The sequence below is a fragment of the Propionispora vibrioides genome (assembly GCF_900110485.1).
GTDB lineage: Bacteria > Bacillota > Negativicutes > Propionisporales > Propionisporaceae > Propionispora > Propionispora vibrioides.
Genome location: NZ_FODY01000004.1, coordinates 26,094 through 45,544 on the forward strand (window position 1 = coordinate 26,094; position 19,451 = coordinate 45,544).

Annotated in this window: 15 protein-coding genes; 3 read left to right on the forward strand and 12 right to left on the reverse strand. The window is 49.6% G+C overall.

The window, feature by feature from the left end; translation table 11 throughout:
* Nucleotides 1–11: 11 nt before the first annotated feature.
* The 8 genes from gap to BMW43_RS04720 form a co-directional block, all read right to left on the reverse strand.
* Complete coding sequence (gene gap / locus BMW43_RS04680) at nt 12–1,025, reverse strand: type I glyceraldehyde-3-phosphate dehydrogenase (protein WP_091744294.1); 1,014 nt, start codon at nt 1,023–1,025, stop codon at nt 12–14.
* Between the two features lie 65 nt (nt 1,026–1,090).
* A complete protein-coding gene (locus tag BMW43_RS04685) occupies nt 1,091–2,116 on the reverse strand; it encodes a sugar-binding transcriptional regulator (RefSeq protein WP_143050567.1) in 1,026 nt (341 codons plus the stop codon).
* Between the two features lie 302 nt (nt 2,117–2,418).
* A complete protein-coding gene (locus BMW43_RS04690) occupies nt 2,419–3,615 on the reverse strand; it encodes an anaerobic glycerol-3-phosphate dehydrogenase subunit C (RefSeq protein WP_091744296.1) in 1,197 nt (398 codons plus the stop codon).
* A 19-nt stretch (nt 3,616–3,634) separates the two neighbouring features.
* Entirely contained in the window at nt 3,635–4,882 is a 1,248-nt protein-coding gene (gene glpB / locus BMW43_RS04695) for an anaerobic glycerol-3-phosphate dehydrogenase subunit GlpB (RefSeq protein ID WP_091744298.1), read from the reverse strand.
* Nucleotides 4,879–6,483, reverse strand: coding sequence for an anaerobic glycerol-3-phosphate dehydrogenase subunit GlpA (gene glpA / locus BMW43_RS04700; RefSeq protein WP_091744300.1), 1,605 nt, complete (start codon nt 6,481–6,483; stop codon nt 4,879–4,881). Before glpA ends, glpB begins: the two co-directional genes overlap by 4 nt.
* Nucleotides 6,484–7,146: 663 nt before the next feature.
* A complete protein-coding gene (glpK, locus tag BMW43_RS04705; RefSeq protein ID WP_091744302.1) occupies nt 7,147–8,649 on the reverse strand; it encodes a glycerol kinase GlpK in 1,503 nt (500 codons plus the stop codon).
* A 92-nt stretch (nt 8,650–8,741) separates the two neighbouring features.
* Complete coding sequence (locus BMW43_RS04710; RefSeq protein ID WP_091744304.1) at nt 8,742–9,470, reverse strand: MIP/aquaporin family protein; 729 nt, start codon at nt 9,468–9,470, stop codon at nt 8,742–8,744.
* Between the two features lie 785 nt (nt 9,471–10,255).
* Nucleotides 10,256–10,855, reverse strand: a complete 600-nt coding sequence (locus tag BMW43_RS04720) for a glycerol-3-phosphate responsive antiterminator (protein ID WP_091744308.1) — start codon at nt 10,853–10,855, stop codon at nt 10,256–10,258.
* Nucleotides 10,856–11,537: 682 nt separating this feature from the next.
* Here BMW43_RS04720 and dhaK point away from each other — a divergent pair.
* Genes dhaK through dhaM form a run of 3 tightly spaced genes read left to right on the forward strand, consistent with a single transcriptional unit; the run spans nt 11,538 to nt 13,588 of the window.
* Entirely contained in the window at nt 11,538–12,533 is a 996-nt protein-coding gene (gene dhaK, locus BMW43_RS04725) for a dihydroxyacetone kinase subunit DhaK (protein ID WP_091744310.1), read from the forward strand.
* Between the two features lie 16 nt (nt 12,534–12,549).
* A complete protein-coding gene (gene dhaL, locus BMW43_RS04730; RefSeq protein WP_091744312.1) occupies nt 12,550–13,191 on the forward strand; it encodes a dihydroxyacetone kinase subunit DhaL in 642 nt (213 codons plus the stop codon).
* 1 nt (nt 13,192) lies between these two features.
* Nucleotides 13,193–13,588: a dihydroxyacetone kinase phosphoryl donor subunit DhaM gene (gene dhaM / locus BMW43_RS04735; protein ID WP_091744314.1), complete on the forward strand. Its 396-nt coding sequence runs from the start codon at nt 13,193–13,195 to the stop codon at nt 13,586–13,588.
* Nucleotides 13,589–13,975: 387 nt separating this feature from the next.
* Here dhaM and ilvB read toward each other — a convergent pair whose 3' ends face one another.
* From ilvB to ilvN, 4 genes are all read right to left on the reverse strand, one after another.
* Nucleotides 13,976–15,643, reverse strand: a complete 1,668-nt coding sequence (ilvB, locus tag BMW43_RS04740) for a biosynthetic-type acetolactate synthase large subunit (protein ID WP_245732226.1) — start codon at nt 15,641–15,643, stop codon at nt 13,976–13,978.
* Nucleotides 15,644–15,823: 180 nt separating this feature from the next.
* Entirely contained in the window at nt 15,824–17,374 is a 1,551-nt protein-coding gene (locus tag BMW43_RS04745) for a 2-isopropylmalate synthase (protein ID WP_091744317.1), read from the reverse strand.
* A 289-nt stretch (nt 17,375–17,663) separates the two neighbouring features.
* On the reverse strand, nt 17,664–18,656 hold the full coding sequence (ilvC, locus tag BMW43_RS04750) for a ketol-acid reductoisomerase (RefSeq protein WP_091744319.1): 993 nt from the start codon (nt 18,654–18,656) through the stop codon (nt 17,664–17,666).
* The gene (gene ilvN, locus BMW43_RS04755) at nt 18,637–19,161 is read right to left on the reverse strand and encodes an acetolactate synthase small subunit (protein ID WP_091744321.1); all 525 of its coding nucleotides are present in this window, start codon (nt 19,159–19,161) and stop codon (nt 18,637–18,639) included. The genes ilvC and ilvN overlap by 20 nt, the downstream gene beginning before the upstream one ends.
* Nucleotides 19,162–19,451: the final 290 nt, after the last annotated feature.

A 19,451-nucleotide genomic window follows, 5' to 3' on the forward strand; every position in this document is an offset into this window, starting at 1 on the left:
TTTGCTGCAACTTATTTAATTTCTGCGAAGTATTTAATGGTGCGAACCATTTGGCTCACATAGCTATTTTCGTTGTCATACCAGGATACAACCTGAACCTGGGTAGTGCCATTGTCCAGCGGAGCAACCATGGTTTGAGTAGCGTCGAACAGCGAACCGAATCTGATACCAACGATATCGCTGGATACCAGTTCGTCTTCAGTGTAACCATAAGATTCAGTCGCAGCTGCTTTCATAGCGGCATTAATCTGGTCCTTGGTAACAGCGCCTTCTACTACGGCAATCAGGATGGTGGTGGAACCGGTAGGAGTCGGAACGCGTTGAGCGGAACCGATCAGTTTACCGTTCAATTCAGGAATAACCAAGCCGATAGCTTTTGCAGCGCCGGTGGAGTTAGGAACGATGTTGATTGCAGCGGCACGGGATCTTCTCAGGTCGCCATTTCTCTGCGGGCCGTCCAGAGTCATCTGGTCGCCAGTGTAAGCATGGATAGTGGACATGATACCGCTCTTAATCGGTGCCAATTTGTGCAGTGCCAAAGCCATCGGAGCCAGGCAGTTGGTGGTGCAGGAAGCTGCCGAAATAACAGTGTCGCTGGCTTTCAAAGTGTCATGGTTTACATTGTAAACGATAGTAGGCAGGTCGTTACCGGCCGGAGCGGAGATAACAACTTTCTTAGCGCCTGCTTTAACGTGAGCGGAAGCTTTTTCTTTGGAAGTGTAGAAACCGGTGCACTCAAGTACAACGTCTACGCCGATTTCGCCCCAAGGCAATTCGTCAGCTTTTGCTTTTGCATAAATTTTGATGGTTTTGCCGTTAACAGTGATGGAGTCTTCACCTGCAGTTACTTTGTCAGCAAATGCGTAAGTACCTTGAGTGGAATCATATTTTAACAGGTGTGCAAGAACTTTAGGGCTGGTCAAGTCATTGATTGCAACAACTTCATATCCTTCCGCTCCGAACATTTGCCGAAATGCCAGACGTCCAATACGTCCAAAACCATTGATCGCTACTTTTACTGCCATTGTAAAAATACCCCCATATTTTTTTTATTTTTTTATTTATACTTAACGGTTTTTATTAGAAACCGCTAACACCGACATAGATCGCGGATTGCCAGAGCCGCCGCTTCATCCAGTACCAGTACATCCTGCCGTCCGGCCCGGACTACCGCCACAATCGCCTCGGCCTTATCCCGGCCGCCGGCAACGGCAATCACCGTACCAACTCCCGATAAATCCTCCAACCGGAGACCGACACTGTTAGTCACATAGACCGGTTTGCCCTCCAGCGTGCAATAATGCCCCAACGTTTCGCCAACAGCACCGCGGCGTAAGATTTCCTGCACGGTCTGTTTATCCAGTCCGCGGCGCAGGGCCATTTTTTCCGCCCGGCCAATACTATGGACCAGAATATCCGCTTTTTTAATCATCTGCGCTACCGCCGGCAAATTGGAGTCACTGGTTAGGATAGCTTCCGCCACCTGTTCGCTGACCACTTCCGGCACATGCAACAAGCGGTAACTGCCGCCCAGTTTGGCAGCCATTCTGGCTGCGATGGTATTAGCCTGGTACTCCATTTTTTCACCCAGACCGCCCCGGGCCGCCACTACCGTTGTCGTCGGCTGCTTGACGTAAATGCCTTCGGCAATCATCGCCATGGTTGAACCACCACTAACCGCAATGGTTATGTGATCTTTCAGATATTCTGCCAGCACACCGGCTGCCACCCGGCCCAGCTCACGCTGCACCATCGGTTCGGTGTCACTGTCACCGGGGATGACGATCACTCGTTTGATACCCAGCTTTTGCGATAATTCCTGTTCCAGCGAAGAGAATCCGTGCAACAGACGCACATATTCGCCAATGTCCTGCAGGCTGGCTTCCCCTTCCGGCGTCACCCGCATGCCCATCAGCGAAAATTCAACCATTCCTGCTTCTTTAAGAAAATCCACCTGGACCCGGACCGCCCGTTCGCCAATGCCCAGTATACCGGCCAGCGCCCGACGGCCAATCGGCTCATTATAGCGGATGTTACGCAGAATGTTGTACCGATCTTCCATCGTATGTATTAAATCAGGAGCAAATTTGCGATGCAGTTGCACAATTTTTTCCAAGGCCATGTCCCCTCCGGGACGTTTTGTGTCCCATAGGGGAATAATGCGTCCCATCATTATCAAAAAAATTTATCCAACCACATTTTCCATAGTATAACTTTTTCTCTTCACTTATGATCATTTCGCCATAAACTTAGCAAATCCTTCTTGTTTAAACAAAATTTTATGAGGAATCGCTACTATTTTTTCCTGGATTTCCTGGCTTTATGCAAGCAAACTGCAACAAAAGCAATGCCGCCATCCGTGAGGTCCGGCTGAACCTCAACCGGATAACGGCATTGTTCTTTATGACTTTATAACTTTTAAGCGATTGCCTGTTTGATGAGTGTAATCGGATGGACGGCTTTCAGTCCGGAGCCATGGGTAAGCTGCATCCGGCAGGTGCCGCAGTCGGAAGCCAACAGGTTGACTTTGCTTTCTTTGATCTTCTCAAATAAAGCGCTGCCGACCTTCATGGAAATGTCGTATTTTTCTTCCTTCATGCCATAGCTGCCGGAAATACCGCAGCAGCCGGCATCGGCATCAATGACTTCCAGACCGGGAACAATTTCCATCAGATCAATGCTCGGCCGGCCAATTCCCTGGGCCCGCAAATGGCACGGCGCATGATAGACAATCCGTTCCTTGATCGGTTTGAATTTCAGATTTAATTTTCCTTGATTATATAGATCCAGCAAAAATTCAGTAGCATTGTACAGATATTTGGCAACTTCTTCCGTACCCGGGATATCGAACAGCTCCTGATATTCCTGTTGCAGCATCAAATGACAGCTTGTGCAGCAGGTAACCACCGGAATCTTACGTTCAGCCCATTTCTTTAATTCATTAACATTGACATGGGCATTTTTCTCCGCTTCAGCCAGGAACCCGCTGGCTACCATCGGCGTACCACAGCAGACAAATTCTTCCGGTACGATGACTTCATAGCCGGCAGCCTGCATAACGGCCACAAAATCCATACCGACCTGAGGATCATTATAGTTTATGAAACAGCCAGGATAAAAGACGACTTTCTTATCGCTCGGTTTCTGCTTCAGATTTTTAAACTGTTTGTAAAAGCTCTTGCTGGCATAAGCCGGCAGGGACCGCTGGTCGCTAATACCGATCCGTTTCATCAGCGCTTTGTTAATCGGATTGGCCAAGGCAAAGTTGGTCATGGAAGCAAAAGGCGTCGCCAGTTTGCCCATCAATTCCCCATGAGCCAGCATCCAGTCACGCAGGCTGTGTTTATGGGTCTTATAGTATTCCGCTTTAGCCAATACGTTCAGCGTAGAAATCGGTACACCGCTGGGGCAACTGATATCACAGTTCTTACAGTTGGAGCAATAGTCCAGGGAAGGTTCCATATCTGTCTCGTCACCGGTGTAACGGAATCTTTGCAGGGCAGGGCCAACCAATTTCGGCCCACGAAATTTATTAGTAGCGGCCGTTACCGGACAATGCGCGACACAAGAAGTACATGAAATGCACTCGTCAGGTACATGTTGATTTTTTTTCATGATATTCTCTCCTTAATTTTTAGACCGACATGCCGGCGTGGTAGCCTGATGCCATTGCCACACCGTTGCCGGATTTTTCAAGGCAATAATCATAGCCTGGCAGATTACGTCCTGCCACAAAGAGATTGCTCACAAGCACGTTTCCGTTATTATCTGCCGGTTGCAAATTATCATTCACTTGAATACCGATCTGAGCAAAGGGCTGACCGTGGGCGGCAAACAGCTTCAGATCGCCCCAGTTGCCCTGGTCCATATCGCCGGCCAGCGGCAATTTAAAGATAGGCTCATAAGCCGTGCCAGGCTCGGAAATCAAGCCGCCGCCAAAGAACCCGCCTGTGGCCAGAATAAAGCTTTTGGCATAGAAGGTATGCTCCCGGGCTGCCGAACTGACGATAACCCCTTTGCATACACCATTTTCCACGACCGAACCGGTGATATTCACTTGTTCGGCCACGGCAACACCCATTTTCTTAATATAACTCATTAACAGGCTGCGCAGACGGTAGCCGGTTACTCCCGGCGGCATGCCTAAGAGTTCCACGAGCTTGCATTTTAAAAGTCCTTCCAGTTCATCACGAACGGCATAGGTTGGTTTGCTGCCCAGAACCGGCGGCACCAGAACAACCGCACCCGGTTTCACCACACCTCTGAGCTGGCTGACAAACTGACTCCGGCCGGCCGGCGAATCCATCCAGCGAGCTACGTCAAGGGCGTTGAAGTCCCGTCCTTGTTCGTCCTGTTTAATGTCAACCATGACTACTTCATACTTTTTATCATAACCGGGAATGCGGGCCAAGCCTTTGGCAATGACCTGCGGATAATAATCTTTCAGTTTTTCGAAACCTACCACCACAACCTGCTCGGCCTGTTCAATCACCGAAGCATCCATGGTTTTCGGAATCAGACCGGTCGGTTTTAACGTTCCGGCGGCTGTCGGCAAGAAGGAGTTTTTATCCAGACCGCCGGCATATTCAAAACCTTCTTCTTTACAGATATCGGACAGGAACTGTGCGGCAGCCGCCACTTTTTCCGCTCCCAAACGGGCATACGGATGTGTCTTCGGCAATTGAGCCAGTCCGGAATTAAAATCAGTTACCATCGTTTTATCAGGCAAATATCCTAGCAAATCGACAGTGCCGCTACCAAAAGCAACAGCGCCTGTACCTTTAGCCATCAGCATAACCTTTTTACCCCGTTTAACGGCGGCTGCTGCGGCTACAAGACCGGACATGCCGGCTCCCATAACAATTACATCATATTCTTTCATGATGAAATCTCCCCATCTATGTTTAAAGTCGCTTGATAAATCCCGCGCATCAATTCCATTTCCCGCAGTTGATTGCCCCACAGCGCAGCCCGGATGCCGCTCCAGCGGGATTGCAAAAAGCCCTGCAGCAATTCGGAAGAATTATCATTGTCCAAAAGATTATTGGTAACTACGACACCAACACTGCGGAAGCCGCAGAATGAACCCTGGCAGGTTCCCATACCCATACGGGTCTTACGGCGAATATCATCCAAATCATAGCTGGTATCTTCTGCCGCCATTTCTTCCACTTCGGCCAGTGTAACCATTTCACATTCACAAACCAATTGGCGGGTTTCCGGTTTCGCTTTCATACGGTTAACCACATTGTCGAACTTGGTTCCCAAACGGGACATAGCCACTTTGGTGCCATAGGAAGGGAAATACTTCTTAGCCTCGGCAATTTTTTCCGCCGGCTGATCTTCCACCAGCGGTTCTACCGCCGTACGACACTGGGCTGTCACGTTCAGCTTCTTACAGACCACATCGGTCATTCTCTCCGCCATCAGACGATAGGTAGTCAGCTTGCCGCCCACAATGGTAACAAGGCCTTCCATACCTTCTTTGGCGTGGTCAATAATGGTGAAGTTACGGGAAGCGTTCCGGCCGGCCGCTTCCGGATTGGCGCTGTACAACGGCCGGGTACCGGAGAAGGCACGTAAAATACGGTAATGATAGATATCTTCAAACAGGCCTTCGCCAATTTTCAATAATTTGATAACATCTTCGGTCCGTGGAATGGTGTCGTCAGGACGTTCAGCCGCTTCGGAAGTTGTCCCCAAAATAGTAATGGAACCATGGGGCACAAAAATGTCGCCATCCGAAGGAGGACGCAGACGATTAACCACCCGGCTGGTGAAACGATGGTTAAAAGCAACCAACGTACCGCGGTCCGGTTTTACATTAACATGCAGTCCAGCCATGGCCACAATTCTTTCTACCCAGGAACCGGCTGCATTCACAATACATTCGCAGGCAATCTTATCTTCTTCGCCGGTCCTGGTATTGCGGATTTTCACCCCGGTAACCCGGCCATTCTCCTGTTCAATACCGATGACTTCGGTATAAGTCATCACCTGACCGCCATACCGTTTAGCCGACATGACATTTTGCCAGGCCAGACGGAAACCGTCAACCGCCGAATCAGGCACCCGGTATACCGACAAAGCCCGACTGGTTAAGTTGGGTTCGAGGCGAACCGCTTCCTCCGGACTGATTTGAATGGTAGAGATACCTACTTTATTACAGGATTCCACCCATTTTGCTTCAAAGCTTGCATCATCTTCCGGCAGGCGAACGAAGAAGCCCTCCGTTTCCTCCACACAGTGCCGGCCAATTTTGCGCAGAATCATATTTTCTTCAATACATTCTTGTGCCGACTCGGCATCCTTTACGGCATAACGGCCGCCACTGTGAAGCAGGCCATGGAACCGCGAACTGGTTCCATAAACTAAATCGCGTTGCTCCAGCAAAATGGCTTTTACACCGCGCATCGATAAGTCGCGTAACACACCCACACCGGTAGCGCCGCCGCCAATAACCACAACTGTCGTCTGCTGCATTAATAAGACTCCTTTCGTCTGTCTGACAAACATTAATAATATGATATGATTTATAAAAAAAGATTTTCAGCCATAGCACTAGCCTAGTACCTTGCGTCACTTAAATACATAGAGGATCTTGCAGTCTTTTTTCTTCCCCTTTTGTTGTTGTCGTCTTACATATGTCTCATATGCGCGACTCCTCCACCTTGGATGTCGAAAAAATCCTTACACGCTTTTCTCCTGCTTTAAGTCACGCAAGGTACTAGTGTCATGACTCAATAATCTTTATTTCCATATAGTATAGTATAAACTTGTCTGAGAATAATAACCGGTTCTCCAGCTTTCCCCTGTTTATGGACATGGTGATTTCACAACAAAAAAAAGTCCCAAAAGAAACTATGCCTCCATAGTGTATCTCCTGGACTTCTCTTCAGCTCTCTTGTCCTCAATATATTATAGCAATAATTGTTGCTTATTGTAGTACCCGTTTCTATAAACATAATATAATAAAATTCGCCATCCTGCAATATAATATTTTTAACAAGTGTCAACCTTCAGAAAACTTGTAACAAATTTTAGAGGTATAAGGCAGCCCCTCACTCCACATGTATCGGGACCGCCTTATACCTTTTAGCTGTTACAAATTACTTAGAAGGGTTTCTATTAATATAGGAAGGTTTTTTATTCTTCGTCCCAATCCATTGAACGTTTTACTGCTTTTTGCCAGCCACTATAGAGCTTTTTAGCTTCTCTGACATCCATAGCCGGAGCGAAGGATCTATCCAGTTTCCAGGTCTTCACCAGATCCTGTTTGCTTTGCCAAACGCCAACAGCCAAACCGGCCAGATAAGCGGCGCCCAGAGCGGTGGTTTCAATGATTTGCGGACGGTCAACCGGCACAGCCAGAACGTCAGCCTGGAACTGCATCAGGATATTGTTGGCAACGGCACCACCGTCTACCTTCAAAGCCTGCAGTTTGATACCCGAATCGGCTTCCATGGCGCTTAATACGTCTTTCGTCTGGTAAGCCAGTGAATTCAAAGTAGCGCGAACGATATGAGCCCGTTTTACACCGCGGGTTAAACCAAGGATAGCGCCTCTGGCTTTCATGTCCCAGTACGGAGCACCCAAACCAACAAAGGCCGGTACTACATAAACGCCTTCAGCATCATCTTTTACTTTGGCGGCTACATATTCGGAATCCGGAGCGTCTTCAATCATCCGTAAGCCGTCACGCAGCCATTGAATAGCCGAACCGGCTACGAAGATACTGCCTTCCAGCGCATATTCTACTTTGCCGTCAAGACCCCAGGCGATGGTGGTAACCAGGCCGTTGTTCGATTTGAACAGTTTATCGCCGGTATTCATCAGCATGAAGCAACCTGTGCCATAGGTATTCTTAGCCATGCCTTCTTCGAAACAGGTCTGACCAAAGAGAGCAGCCTGTTGGTCGCCGGCCGCACCGGAAATGGGCACTTCCGCACCAAGGAATACGCTGGGATCGGTTTTGCCATATACTTCACTGGAAGGACGAACTTCCGGCAGCAAGCAGGCAGGAACGGTAAGAGCCGACAGCAGTTCTTCGTCCCATTTTAATTCCTTAATATTATACATCAAGGTACGGGATGCATTGGAGTAGTCAGTTACATGTACTTTACCGCCGGTTAATTTCCAGATTAACCAGGTATCCATGGTACCGAACAGCAATTCGCATTTTTCGGCTCTTTCCCGTACGCCGGGCACATTGTCCAGAATCCATTTTACTTTCGTACCGGAGAAGTAAGCGTCAACAACCAGACCGGTTTTATCGCGGAAAGTCTGTTCCAGACCTTTCGCCTTTAAGTCGTCGCAGATGGAAGCGGTCTGACGGGATTGCCATACAATCGCGTTATATACCGGTTTGCCAGTGGCTTTGTCCCAGATAACGGTTGTTTCCCGTTGGTTGGTGATACCAATAGCGGCAATATCAGTAGGCTGCAGGCCGGCTTTAGCAACGGCTTCGGCAGCCACGCCAATCTGTGTGCTCCAGATTTCTTCCGCATTGTGTTCAACCCAGCCCGGTTTAGGGAAGATCTGAGTAAATTCTTTCTGCGATACTGCAATTATATTGGAATCATGGTCGAATATAATTGCTCTCGAGCTAGTTGTTCCCTGGTCCAACGCCATAACGTACTTTTTACCCACTGTTCATCTACTCCCTTGTATTTATATTTTTAGTTTGAACTAAAGATTATAAACCAGCATCATAAGGGTGTTACATTTGTATAAATTACTTTTTAGATAAGACCAATGGCCTTAGCAAATACATAGGCAATTGCAGCACCAACGAACGGTCCTACAACCGGTACCCAGGCATAACCCCAATCGGAAGAACCTTTACCGGCAATCGGCAAAATAGCATGGGCAATACGAGGTCCCAGGTCACGGGCAGGGTTCATAGCATAACCGGTAGGTCCGCCGAGGCTCAAGCCAAGAGCAAAGATTACCATGCCTGCCAGGTAAGGTCCAACTCCCGGAGGGATAGCTCCCACTGCCGGAGAGAACAGAGCAAAGAAGCTGAACATCAACATAAAGGTAGCAATAATTTCTGTGAGAAGATTTGCTTTCAAGTCCCGAACAGCCGGGCCAGTAGCAAATACGCCTAATTTGAGACCGGGATCTTCAGTAATTTCCCAGTGCGGCAGGTAAGCCAGCCAAACAACAACCGATCCGGCAATAGCGCCAACCGTCTGTACTACCATCGTCATGATCGCCTGATCCAGGGTATAAATTCCGCCTCTCAGATATTTAGCCAACGTAACCGCGCAGTTTAAGTCCGCTTGCGGAGCACCAAGGGATACAGCAGTGAAAACACCAGCAAATACAGCAAGAGCCCAGCCTGTGGTTATAACAATCCACCCGCTGCCTTGACCTTTGGAGTCTTTGAGTAACACATTTGCAACAACGCCTGCACCAAAAACAATCAGCACTGCAGTTCCAAGGAATTCGCCTAACAAGTTAGTCATCGTATTTCCTCCTCAATAATTTTTATAATTCCGACTTCCAAACCGTTATAACTAACTGCCCTCCCTTCCCGTAAATTTGTATCAAAGAAGCTCTACACAAAGCCGCTTCTTGTTACCTGATTACATGCAACCTTCATATCCTTCTCAAATTTATCTTAACCAATTCAGCTAGATATTTTTTAAATCCTTAGTAAAACTTTTTAAATACTTAATTTACCAGCTTTTTGAAAAAAGAAATCCGAAAAATAAGCATGGCATAACCAAACTATTTTTCGGACTTCTCTAGCACTCTAGCGTCCCAGATATTAATATTGGTTCATACGCTGAACAAACGTTCAGCCTTCCGGTCCTGCTTTTCTCCTGAACACATCAAAATACACAAATGACATTTTTCTACTTAAAAATGTCCATTCTGCTTCATTTTTCACAGATTTCTTTTGAACAAACGTTCCAATGACTATTTTTTATTTTGGGAGAAAGCATTTTTTCAATACTAAGATTATTCTGTATACACTTTTAAATTCCTGCTTGAATTTTAAAAAAATTATAATTTTTTTATTTCCTTACAAAAAAGTCCCGGAAAAAGGTAATTCCAGAGACTTGTCGCTGTCCTCCCCGCTTCTCTTCCTGCGGTAAATGCCCACAAAAAACAAGGGAGACACTCTTTAAAACAGCTAACTATCTTAAGCGTTTTAAGAAGTGTCTCCTAGTGCGTAAACGTACACAATATATATTTATCTTATTGTTATGTATAAATTAATGATTCCAGATGACCGGGCAACGTCTTATAGGCCCCTGTCAGGGTAAGTGAAGTTCCACAACTCCCGTTTACTTGTGCTGACAGCATAGACACCATTATTAATCGCTCCAATGACTTCCTCTTCGGTTTGCATAAGCCCACCGGCCAAAATAGGCCGACCAACTTCAGACAACAAGCGTTGGACAACCACGCGTGGCACCATTCCCGGCAATACTTCAATGGCATCCGGTTTAAGGGCCTTCGCCGCTTGTATTCCTGTACGTACAGCCTCGGAGTCCATCAAAAACAGCCGCTGAATAACAATCATACCGTCTTCATGAGCCATTTTGCCAATTTGCGTTTTGGTGGTGATAACAGCCGAGACTCCCTGACGGGCCAAAAAATTAATACCCGGTTTATCTCTCCCAATTCCCTCCAGTAAATCCAGGTGTAAGATCAACCGTTTTTTGTACTGTTTAGCCTGTTCCAATAGACTTGACACCGTATTAATATCCCCGAACAGTACAATAACTCCCGGAGCTGCGGTATTTGACATGGCGTACTTAAAATCCTGAATTGTACGAACTGCCGGAATAATAGGTCCATTGACAATCGTCTTTAAAATTCCAGGAACCTGCAATCCCATCCCCTCACATTCCTTCTTTTGTAATAACATAATGTGACAATAATAAATATGATTATTATGACGTTATTACACCCTTTCTCCAAAGGTGCACATTTTTCCTGCCGTCAGTATTTCTATTTTTCATTTTCTGCCCTCAATTGAGTGAATATACTGATAAATAACTGAGAATGATTACATATAAAGGAAAAGTTCTTTGATAAAACGTCTTGACACCTTATATGTTAGATAATATTATCTAATTAATAGCGACTATGCTATGCAAATATTCCTAATTTTCCAAAACTATAGCCTGGATACCACACAAAAAAATAACTACCTGGCAAAACAGAGATAATCCAGGCTCCCGTTCTTAGTCCGGCATATAGCCCGTTAGTAGGAGGAGCTTGGATTTTGTAGTCTAAGCTGGATCATACCGGGGAACCACTGATTTATTCACGCAGCCATCCTGACAGATCCGGCTGGCTGCGTCAGCAAAACCTTGAAATAGAGACCGCTATTCCTGCGTTTTTACTTCCTTGCCAGGCGAAAGAATCTCTCGCCAGGCCGGCAGACTCATTAAATCAGCGGTTCCCTAGGACTGGCTGCCGAAGGTTTTCCCCTGCAATTTATTTTTGTCTGGTTTGGTGCCGGTACGCCGGCACTTTAATTAGAGCATAACACAAAGTACGAGGAGGCCGTTCGCATGAAAAAAATCATTAATGTTCCGGAAGAAGTAGTACAGGACATGCTGCAAGGTATCACAGCCGCTCATCCGCAATATGTCAAGCAAGTGGAAGGAACCAGTGTATTGGTCCGCGCGGTAAAACCGGAGAATAAGGTCGCTTTGGTAAGCGGCGGCGGCAGCGGTCATGAGCCGGCCCATGGCGGGTTTGTTGGCAAAGGGATGCTGGACGGCGCTGTTGCCGGTGCCGTATTCACTTCTCCCACTCCTGACCAGGTATATGAAGCCGTCAAAGCCGTCGATACCGGCAAGGGTGTTCTCCTAATCATCAAGAACTATACCGGCGACGTCATGAACTTCGAAATGGCCGCCGAAATGGCTCAGGCTGACGGCATTCAGGTGGAAAAAGTCATCGTAAATGATGATGTCGCTGTGGAAAATAGCACCTGGACGATTGGCCGTCGCGGCATTGCCGGCACGATTTTGGTTCACAAACTGACCGGTGCCAAAGCCGAAACAGGCGCCGATCTGGCCGAAGTAAAACGGATTGCCGAAAAAGCCATCGCCAATGTGCGCTCCTTTGGCATTGCCTTGTCAAGCTGCACCGTTCCGGCTGCGGGAAAACCGAGCTTTACCCTGGCCGACAACGAAGTCGAAGTAGGCATGGGCATTCACGGCGAACCGGGCACACACCGCGAAACGCTTCGTACGGCTGATGAAACTGCTACCTATTTGGTAGATAAAATTCTGCAGGACATGCCTGTCAAAGACGGTGAGGAAGTTGCCGTACTCATCAACGGGCTAGGCGGCACACCGGCCATGGAATTATACATCGTAAACAAAAAAGTATCCGAAATTCTCAAAGACCAGGGCATTAAAGCCGTCAAAACCTATGTCGGCAATTATATGACATCCCTGGAAATGGCCGGCTTTTCGATTTCCCTGCTCAAACTGGATAGCGAATTAAAAGAGCTGCTGCTGGCTACGGCCGACACCCCCGCTCTTGTTCAAATCTAAAGGAGGCCCAAGGTACATGAATACTGCTATGCTAACGCTCATCGACGCAGCAAAAGAAAAAATACTTGCGCAAAAGGAATGGCTGACCTCGCTGGACGCCGCCATCGGCGACGGCGATCACGGCATCAATATGGCCCGCGGCTTTGAAGCGGTAGCAACCAAAGTCCGGACTTTGCCACCGGAAGCCGAACTGCCGGCTATCTTAAAAACGGTAGGAATGACGCTAATTTCCACCGTAGGCGGCGCATCCGGCCCGCTGTACGGCACAGCCTTTTTACGGGCGGCCGATCAGGCATCCAAAAGCGCCGGCCTGCCCGCCGCTGCTCTCCTCGGCAATATATTAGCCGGGGCACTGCAGGGAATCAAGGACCGCGGCAAGGCCACAACCGGCGAAAAGACAATGGTCGATGCGCTGGAGCCGGCCTGCGTGGCCTACGACAGAGGCCTGACCGAAGGGAAAACTCTGCCTGTTTGCCTGGAAATGGCTTGCGAGGCCGCCCGCCAGGGCGTGGAGTACACCAAAACCATCATTGCCACTAAAGGACGGGCCAGCTATCTTGGCGAACGCAGCCTGGGACATCAGGATCCGGGAGCCACCTCCCTCTGCCTGCTCCTGGAAACACTGTCCGACTTTGTAAACCGGCAGGAGGTAAAATAATTTGGTAGGGTTAGTAATCGTGTCACATAGCAGTAAAATTGCGGCGGGAACTTGTGAAATGGCCTATCAGATGGCTAATCCCGAGCAAAAAATCATCGCCGCCGGCGGTACGGCCGACGATGGCATCGGCACCGATGCTGTAAAAATCGCTGCCGCCATTGAAGCTGCCGACGATGGCAGCGGCGTTTTGATTACCGTTGACCTGGGCAGCGCCGTCTTATCGGCAGAAACAGCCCTGGAACTCATTCCCGAAGAGATTAAGGCGCGGGTTAAAATTGCCAACGCCCCGCTCGTGGAAGGGTCAATCACCGCCGCCATTCAGGCCTCGCTGGGTGTATCGCTGGAAGAGGTATGCCAAACAGCCGAAGACGCCCGCCAATTGCAAAAGTTTTCCTAATGATTCAATAAAAACAACAAAGGCTTCGCCTAACCGGCGAGGCCTTTGTTGTTTTTATTCCATGTATCCCAGGCTTTTGAAAGAGAGTCTGCCACATATCTCATTTTTTGTATGTCTAGCGGCAATAACCTGACCTCCTTTTGGCATTGCCCCAAAAGGAGCAAAAGGGCTAGGCCTGTCCTCCAACATACTTGAAAAATTGCCATCTTCCTAAAATCCGTAAACTCGCTTCGCTCAAACAAACGGATTTCTTAACGGAAGCTGGCAGTTTTTCATCCTACGGAACGTATGTTTCCGGAAAAGGCCGAACGGGGAAACGAAAGATCCTCCCACCATTTCCTATCATGACAGTTCCTCATTTATTTCCCTAGCAAATTTAGTAAACTCTTATTCTAACTCAATATAATTATTCAACGTTGAACCCGGCATGGCCATGGGGGTGACGAAATCTGTCTTTGCTACATTAGCCACGATGACATGGGGCCGCTGGGAAGCCAGCGCCTGGGCAAAGGCTCCTTTAAATTCCTGCGCCGTATTGACCGCCACACTGTCGACGCCAAAGCTTTTGGCATACAGCGTAAAATCGACTGTGGGCGGCAAACAGCAGGCAGAATACCGCTTATTATACAGCGCATGCTGCATCTGACGGATCATTCCCAGCCCGCTATTATTGATAATGACGGAAATAATCGGCAAACAGTGGGCGGCAATAGTATACAGTTCATTGCCGGTCATCTTCATTCCACCGTCGCCGGCAATATGGATAACCCGCTTGCCGGGAGCAGCAAACTGGGCCCCCATGGCGGCAGGCAAACCGTAGCCCATAGCACCCAGTCCGCCCGAGGTCAGCCAGGTCCGCGGCTTTTCCAGTTTCAGGTGCTGCGCCGCCCACATCTGATGCTGTCCTACATCGGTGGCAAAGACAAATTCCTGACCGGCCGTTTCTTCCGCCATATGCTGCATAATCCAGGGCGCATTCAGACTGGCTTCGGAATACACGGGAGCAAATTCCTCCTGCCAGGACCGGATGGTATTGAGCCATTTATCCACCGGTCCCGGCTGGGCATACTCGGTAATACAGCTTAGTATTTTTTTCAGATCGCCTGGCAGGCCGATATGGGTCATGACATTTTTATCAATTTCCGCCGGATCCACGTCAATGTGAATTACGCTTTTCTGCTCACCGTACCGCCGGCGATCACCGGTCACCCGGTCGCTGAAACGACAGCCGACAGCCAGAATGGTATCGGCATAATGGATGGTACTATTGGCCGCCTTATGGCCATGGAGCCCGGTCAGCCCCAAAAAGCGTGGATGGGAAGCCGGAAAAGCACCCAAGCCCATTAAGGTGCTTACCACCGGCAACCGACACTTTTCCGCCAGTGCCAGCACTTCGGCGCCCGCTTCTGCCTGGATGACGCCGCCGCCGACAATAATAACCGGCCGCCGGGCCTCCTGAATGATGTCACCGGCTTCCCGGAACTCTCTTTCCATCCCGCCGGGAACCTGCCACTCACGGCCAGGGGACGGCGGGGCTTCGTAAAAATCCAGTTTGGCGCTCTGGATGTCGCGGGGAATATCAACCAGCACGGGACCCGGCCGGCCGCCGCGGGCGATATGGAAAGCGTACCGGATGATCTCCGGCAGCTTCTGCACGTCTTTGACCTGAAAATTATGCTTGGTTATCGCCATGGTCATACCAACAATATCAATTTCCTGAAAGGCATCCTGGCCGATCACGCCGGTCGCCACCTGACCGGTGATGGCTACTACCGGAATCGAGTCCATATAGGCTGCGGCCAGACCGGTAATCAAATTGGTCGCCCCCGGCCCGGAGGTGGCAATACATACACCCACCCGGCCGCTGGCCCGTGCATACCCGTCGGCAGCATGGGCGGCTCCCTGTTCATGAACGGTAAGCACATGTTTCAGGGCAGGAGTATCGCAGAGAGCGTCATACAGCGGGAGCACCGTTCCTCCCGGATAACCGAATACCGTATCCACCCCTTGTTCCAATAAGCATCTAATAACTGCCTCTGCACCGGATATTTTCATGCCAATCCCCCCTTGCCCGTTTACAGCAAGAGACGGTTTTCCAACCGCCTCTTTTTCAACTTGCATCCGGCCCTTACGGCGCCATCGGCAAGCTGTTGTCGTTCTTATTTCTAGCCGGATAGCTGTCCGGTCAGACCAAACGCGGCGTTGCGTTGTTTTTGTCTCGTTTGCTGTCAGTGACTACCGTATACCGGTTTCGTTACTTGTCTCCGGCACACCGCAAACAGCCAGCATTTTGTTGATGGCACCGACATAAGCCTTGGCGCTGGCCTCAATGACATCCGTGCTTAAACCCCGGCCGCTGAATGAACGGCCATCGCATTCCACCCAGACAATAGCTTCGCCCAGGGCATCTTCGCCGGAAGTAACGGCTTTAATAGTATAGTCCTGCAGGCTTACCTTAAAACCTACGGCTGCCTCGATAGCTTTAAACGTCGCATCGACCGGTCCATCACCGCAACTGGCGTGTTCGACCACACCATTGCTGGTTTCCAGCCGCACCGTTGCCGTAGCCAGCATCTGATTGCCGCTGACCACATGGTGATAAGACAGGCGGTACCATTCGGGTTTTAAGCTCACTTTTTCATTGACCAGCGCTTCAATATCACGGTCAAACACCATCTTTTTGCGGTCGGCCAGCTCTTTGAAACGGACGAACAGCATATTGACGGTATCACTGTCCAGTTCAAAGCCCAATTCTTTCAACCGGTCCTCAAAGGCGTGACGGCCCGAATGCTTGCCCAGCACAATGGCGTTACGGCTGATACCGACCGTTTCAGGTCGCATGATTTCATAAGTAAGCGAATTGTTGAGCACGCCATGCTGATGAATCCCCGATTCATGGGCAAAAGCGTTTTCGCCGACAACCGCCTTATTGGGCGGCACGGAAATACCCGCCAGGGTGCTGACCAACCGTGAGGTGCGGTAAATCTGCGTTGTGTCGATCCGCGTCTCGGCCTTGTAAAATTCCTTGCGGGTGTGCAGGGCCATCACAATTTCCTCCAGCGAGGCATTGCCGGCCCGTTCGCCCAGTCCGTTCATGGCACATTCCACCTGGGTAGCGCCATTTTCGATGGCCGCCAGTGAATTGGCTACTGACATGCCTAAATCATCATGACAGTGAACACTGATGGCTGCCCGGTGAATATTGGGGACATGGTCGCGGATGTATTTTATGAGCGCGCCGAATTCGCTGGGCGAAGTGTAGCCCACTGTATCGGGAACATTGATGGTGCTGGCGCCGGCGTCGATGACCGCCGTATAAATTTGGCACAAAAAGTCCCAATCGGAACGGGAAGCGTCTTCTGCCGAAAACTCAACATCCTCCACAAACTTCCGGGCATAGCGTACAGCCTCTTCGGCTCTGGCCAATACCTGTTCCCGGCTCATCTTTAATTTATACTCCATGTGAATGTCGCTGGTGGCAATAAAGGTATGAATCCGGGGCCGTTCAGCCTGCTTCAGTGCGTTCACCGCGGCATCAATGTCTTTCTGCCCGGCCCGGGCCAGTCCGGCAATCGTCGGTCCGCCTTTTATTTTGGCGGCAACCTGACTGACTGCGGCAAAATCACCGGGGGAAGCGATAGGAAAGCCCGCTTCAATAACATCCACCCGCAGTTTGGCGAGAGCCTGAGCAATCTCCAACTTTTCATCCACTTCCAGGCAGACACCCGGCGTCTGTTCCCCATCACGCAACGTGGTATCAAATATTTTTATCACGGGTATATCCATCTGCATCCCTCTCTTCGTTAATATATTCAAAAATGGAAAGCGCCAGACGATATGAACGAAAAGTCAGCAAAGCTTCGCAGCATTCATACCGTCATGGCGCTATACCGTCCTATCCGTACTAGGGAACCACTGATTTATTCACACCGCGCATCCTGGCGGATCTTTTTCCGCCTGACTGCGTCAGCAAAACCTTGAAATAGTGACCGCTATTCCTGCGGTTTAGTTCCTTGTCAGCCGAAAAAATCTCTCGCCAGGCTGGCAGGCTCATTAAATCAGCGGTTCCCTAATCTTACTTTTTCAGCCAGGACATCATGGACCGTAGTTTTTTACCAACCACTTCAATTTGCTGTTCCGCTTCTTTGCGCCGAGTGGCCGAGAATTCCGGCCGGTTTGCCTGATTCTCCAAAATCCAATTCTTGGCAAATACGCCGGTTTGAATTTCGGACAGAACTTTTTTCATCTCCGCCCGGGTTTCCTGAGTTACAATGCGTTTACCGATCATGTAATCACCATACTCGGCTGTGTCGCTGATTGAGTAGCGCATAGCCGCCAAGCCGCCTTCATACATCAGGTCAACAATCAGCTTCAGTTCATGGAGACACTCAAAATAGGCAATTTCCGGCTGATAACCGGCTTCCACCAGCGTTTCAAAACCAGCCTTCACCAATTCGCTGGCGCCGCCGCACAGTACGGCCTGTTCACCAAACAGGTCGGTTTCGGTTTCTTCCTTAAACGTGGTAACCAGAACACCGGCGCGGGTACCGCCAATACCACGGGCATAGGCCAACGCGGTTTCCTGGGCATTACCGGTATAATCCTGATGCACAGCCATCAGACAGGGCACGCCTTTGCCTTCCTGATATACGCGGCGTACTAAATGGCCGGGGCCTTTCGGTGCTACCATAAACACGTCCACATTAGCGGGAGGCACGATTTGGTTGAAATGAATGTTAAAGCCATGGGCAAATACCAGAGCCGAACCTTCCTTCAGGTTGGGGGCGATTTCGGTGCGGTATACCTGAGCCTGCCGTTCATCGGGAATCAGAATCATAGTGATATCGGCGGAAGCCACGGCTTCGGCAACCGGCGCCACTTTCAGTCCCTCCTGTTCGGCCTTGGTCCAGGATTTGCTGCCTTTATATAGACCAATGACCACATTGACGCCGCTGTCTTTCAGGTTAAGCGCATGGGCATGGCCCTGACTGCCGTAACCGATAACCGCTACCGTCTTATGTTGAATCATTTCCCAGTTTGCATCTTGATCATAGTACATTTTCGTCATGAGTATATCTCTCCTCGTATTGATATATTGTATTTTCACCCCGTGCCAAACCGATAAGACCGGTACGGATCATTTCCAACAATCCGTATGGCACAAGAAGATCCGCCAGTGCATTGATTTTATCCTCATCGCCGGTAATCTCCAGGGTCAGGGTCGTTTCCTGCACATCCACCACATTAGCCCGGAATACCTCGGCAAGCTTCAGTACCTCGGTACGCTTGTCGCCGGCCCGGACCTTTAATAAGGCCATTCCCCTGGTGACAGAAGAAGTCTGTGACAGACTTTGCACAGCCACCACTTCCACCAGCTTTTCCAGTTGCTTGGTCACCTGGTCCACTACGGACTGATCGCCGCAAACGGCCGCCGTAATGCGTGAGTACTCCGGGTCCTGGGTTACACCGACCGTGAGGCTGTCAATATTGAACCCCCGCCGGGAAAACATGCCGGCAACCCTGACCAGCACGCCGGGCTGATTCTGCACCAGAATGGATAACACCTGCCTCACCGTATCCCTCCTTTTCCAATTAAAAAACCGCCCCTATTGACTTTCGTCAATAGGGGCGGCTAAACCGCGGTACCACCCTACACTGTACTCAAACGCCGGCTCTTACAAGCCAACTTCCGGTCAACGCCCGGCAGGCGCCTTTATCTAACCGCAATGCGGCCTCAATAAAGGAGTTCGTGGGTGAGCTATCTCAACAGGTTGCACCGGTTCACAGCAGCCACCGGCTCTCTGCAGCAAGCTTTGTTGATTTATCCCAGTCATCACTTTTCGCCAAACCTGCCTACCTGTTA

Coding starts and splice junctions, on each gene's coding strand:
- ilvC (WP_091744319.1), bottom strand. CDS start 18,656: ATGACGAAAATGTACTATGATCAAGATGCAAACTGGGAAATGATTCAA.
- BMW43_RS04710 (WP_091744304.1), bottom strand. CDS start 9,470: ATGACTAACTTGTTAGGCGAATTCCTTGGAACTGCAGTGCTGATTGTT.
- BMW43_RS04745 (WP_091744317.1), bottom strand. CDS start 17,374: ATGGATATACCCGTGATAAAAATATTTGATACCACGTTGCGTGATGGG.
- dhaK (WP_091744310.1), top strand. CDS start 11,538: ATGAAAAAAATCATTAATGTTCCGGAAGAAGTAGTACAGGACATGCTG.
- gap (WP_091744294.1), bottom strand. CDS start 1,025: ATGGCAGTAAAAGTAGCGATCAATGGTTTTGGACGTATTGGACGTCTG.
- BMW43_RS04720 (WP_091744308.1), bottom strand. CDS start 10,855: ATGGGATTGCAGGTTCCTGGAATTTTAAAGACGATTGTCAATGGACCT.
- dhaL (WP_091744312.1), top strand. CDS start 12,550: ATGAATACTGCTATGCTAACGCTCATCGACGCAGCAAAAGAAAAAATA.
- BMW43_RS04690 (WP_091744296.1), bottom strand. CDS start 3,615: ATGAAAAAAAATCAACATGTACCTGACGAGTGCATTTCATGTACTTCT.
- glpA (WP_091744300.1), bottom strand. CDS start 6,483: ATGCAGCAGACGACAGTTGTGGTTATTGGCGGCGGCGCTACCGGTGTG.
- glpB (WP_091744298.1), bottom strand. CDS start 4,882: ATGAAAGAATATGATGTAATTGTTATGGGAGCCGGCATGTCCGGTCTT.
- ilvB (WP_245732226.1), bottom strand. CDS start 15,643: ATGAAAATATCCGGTGCAGAGGCAGTTATTAGATGCTTATTGGAACAA.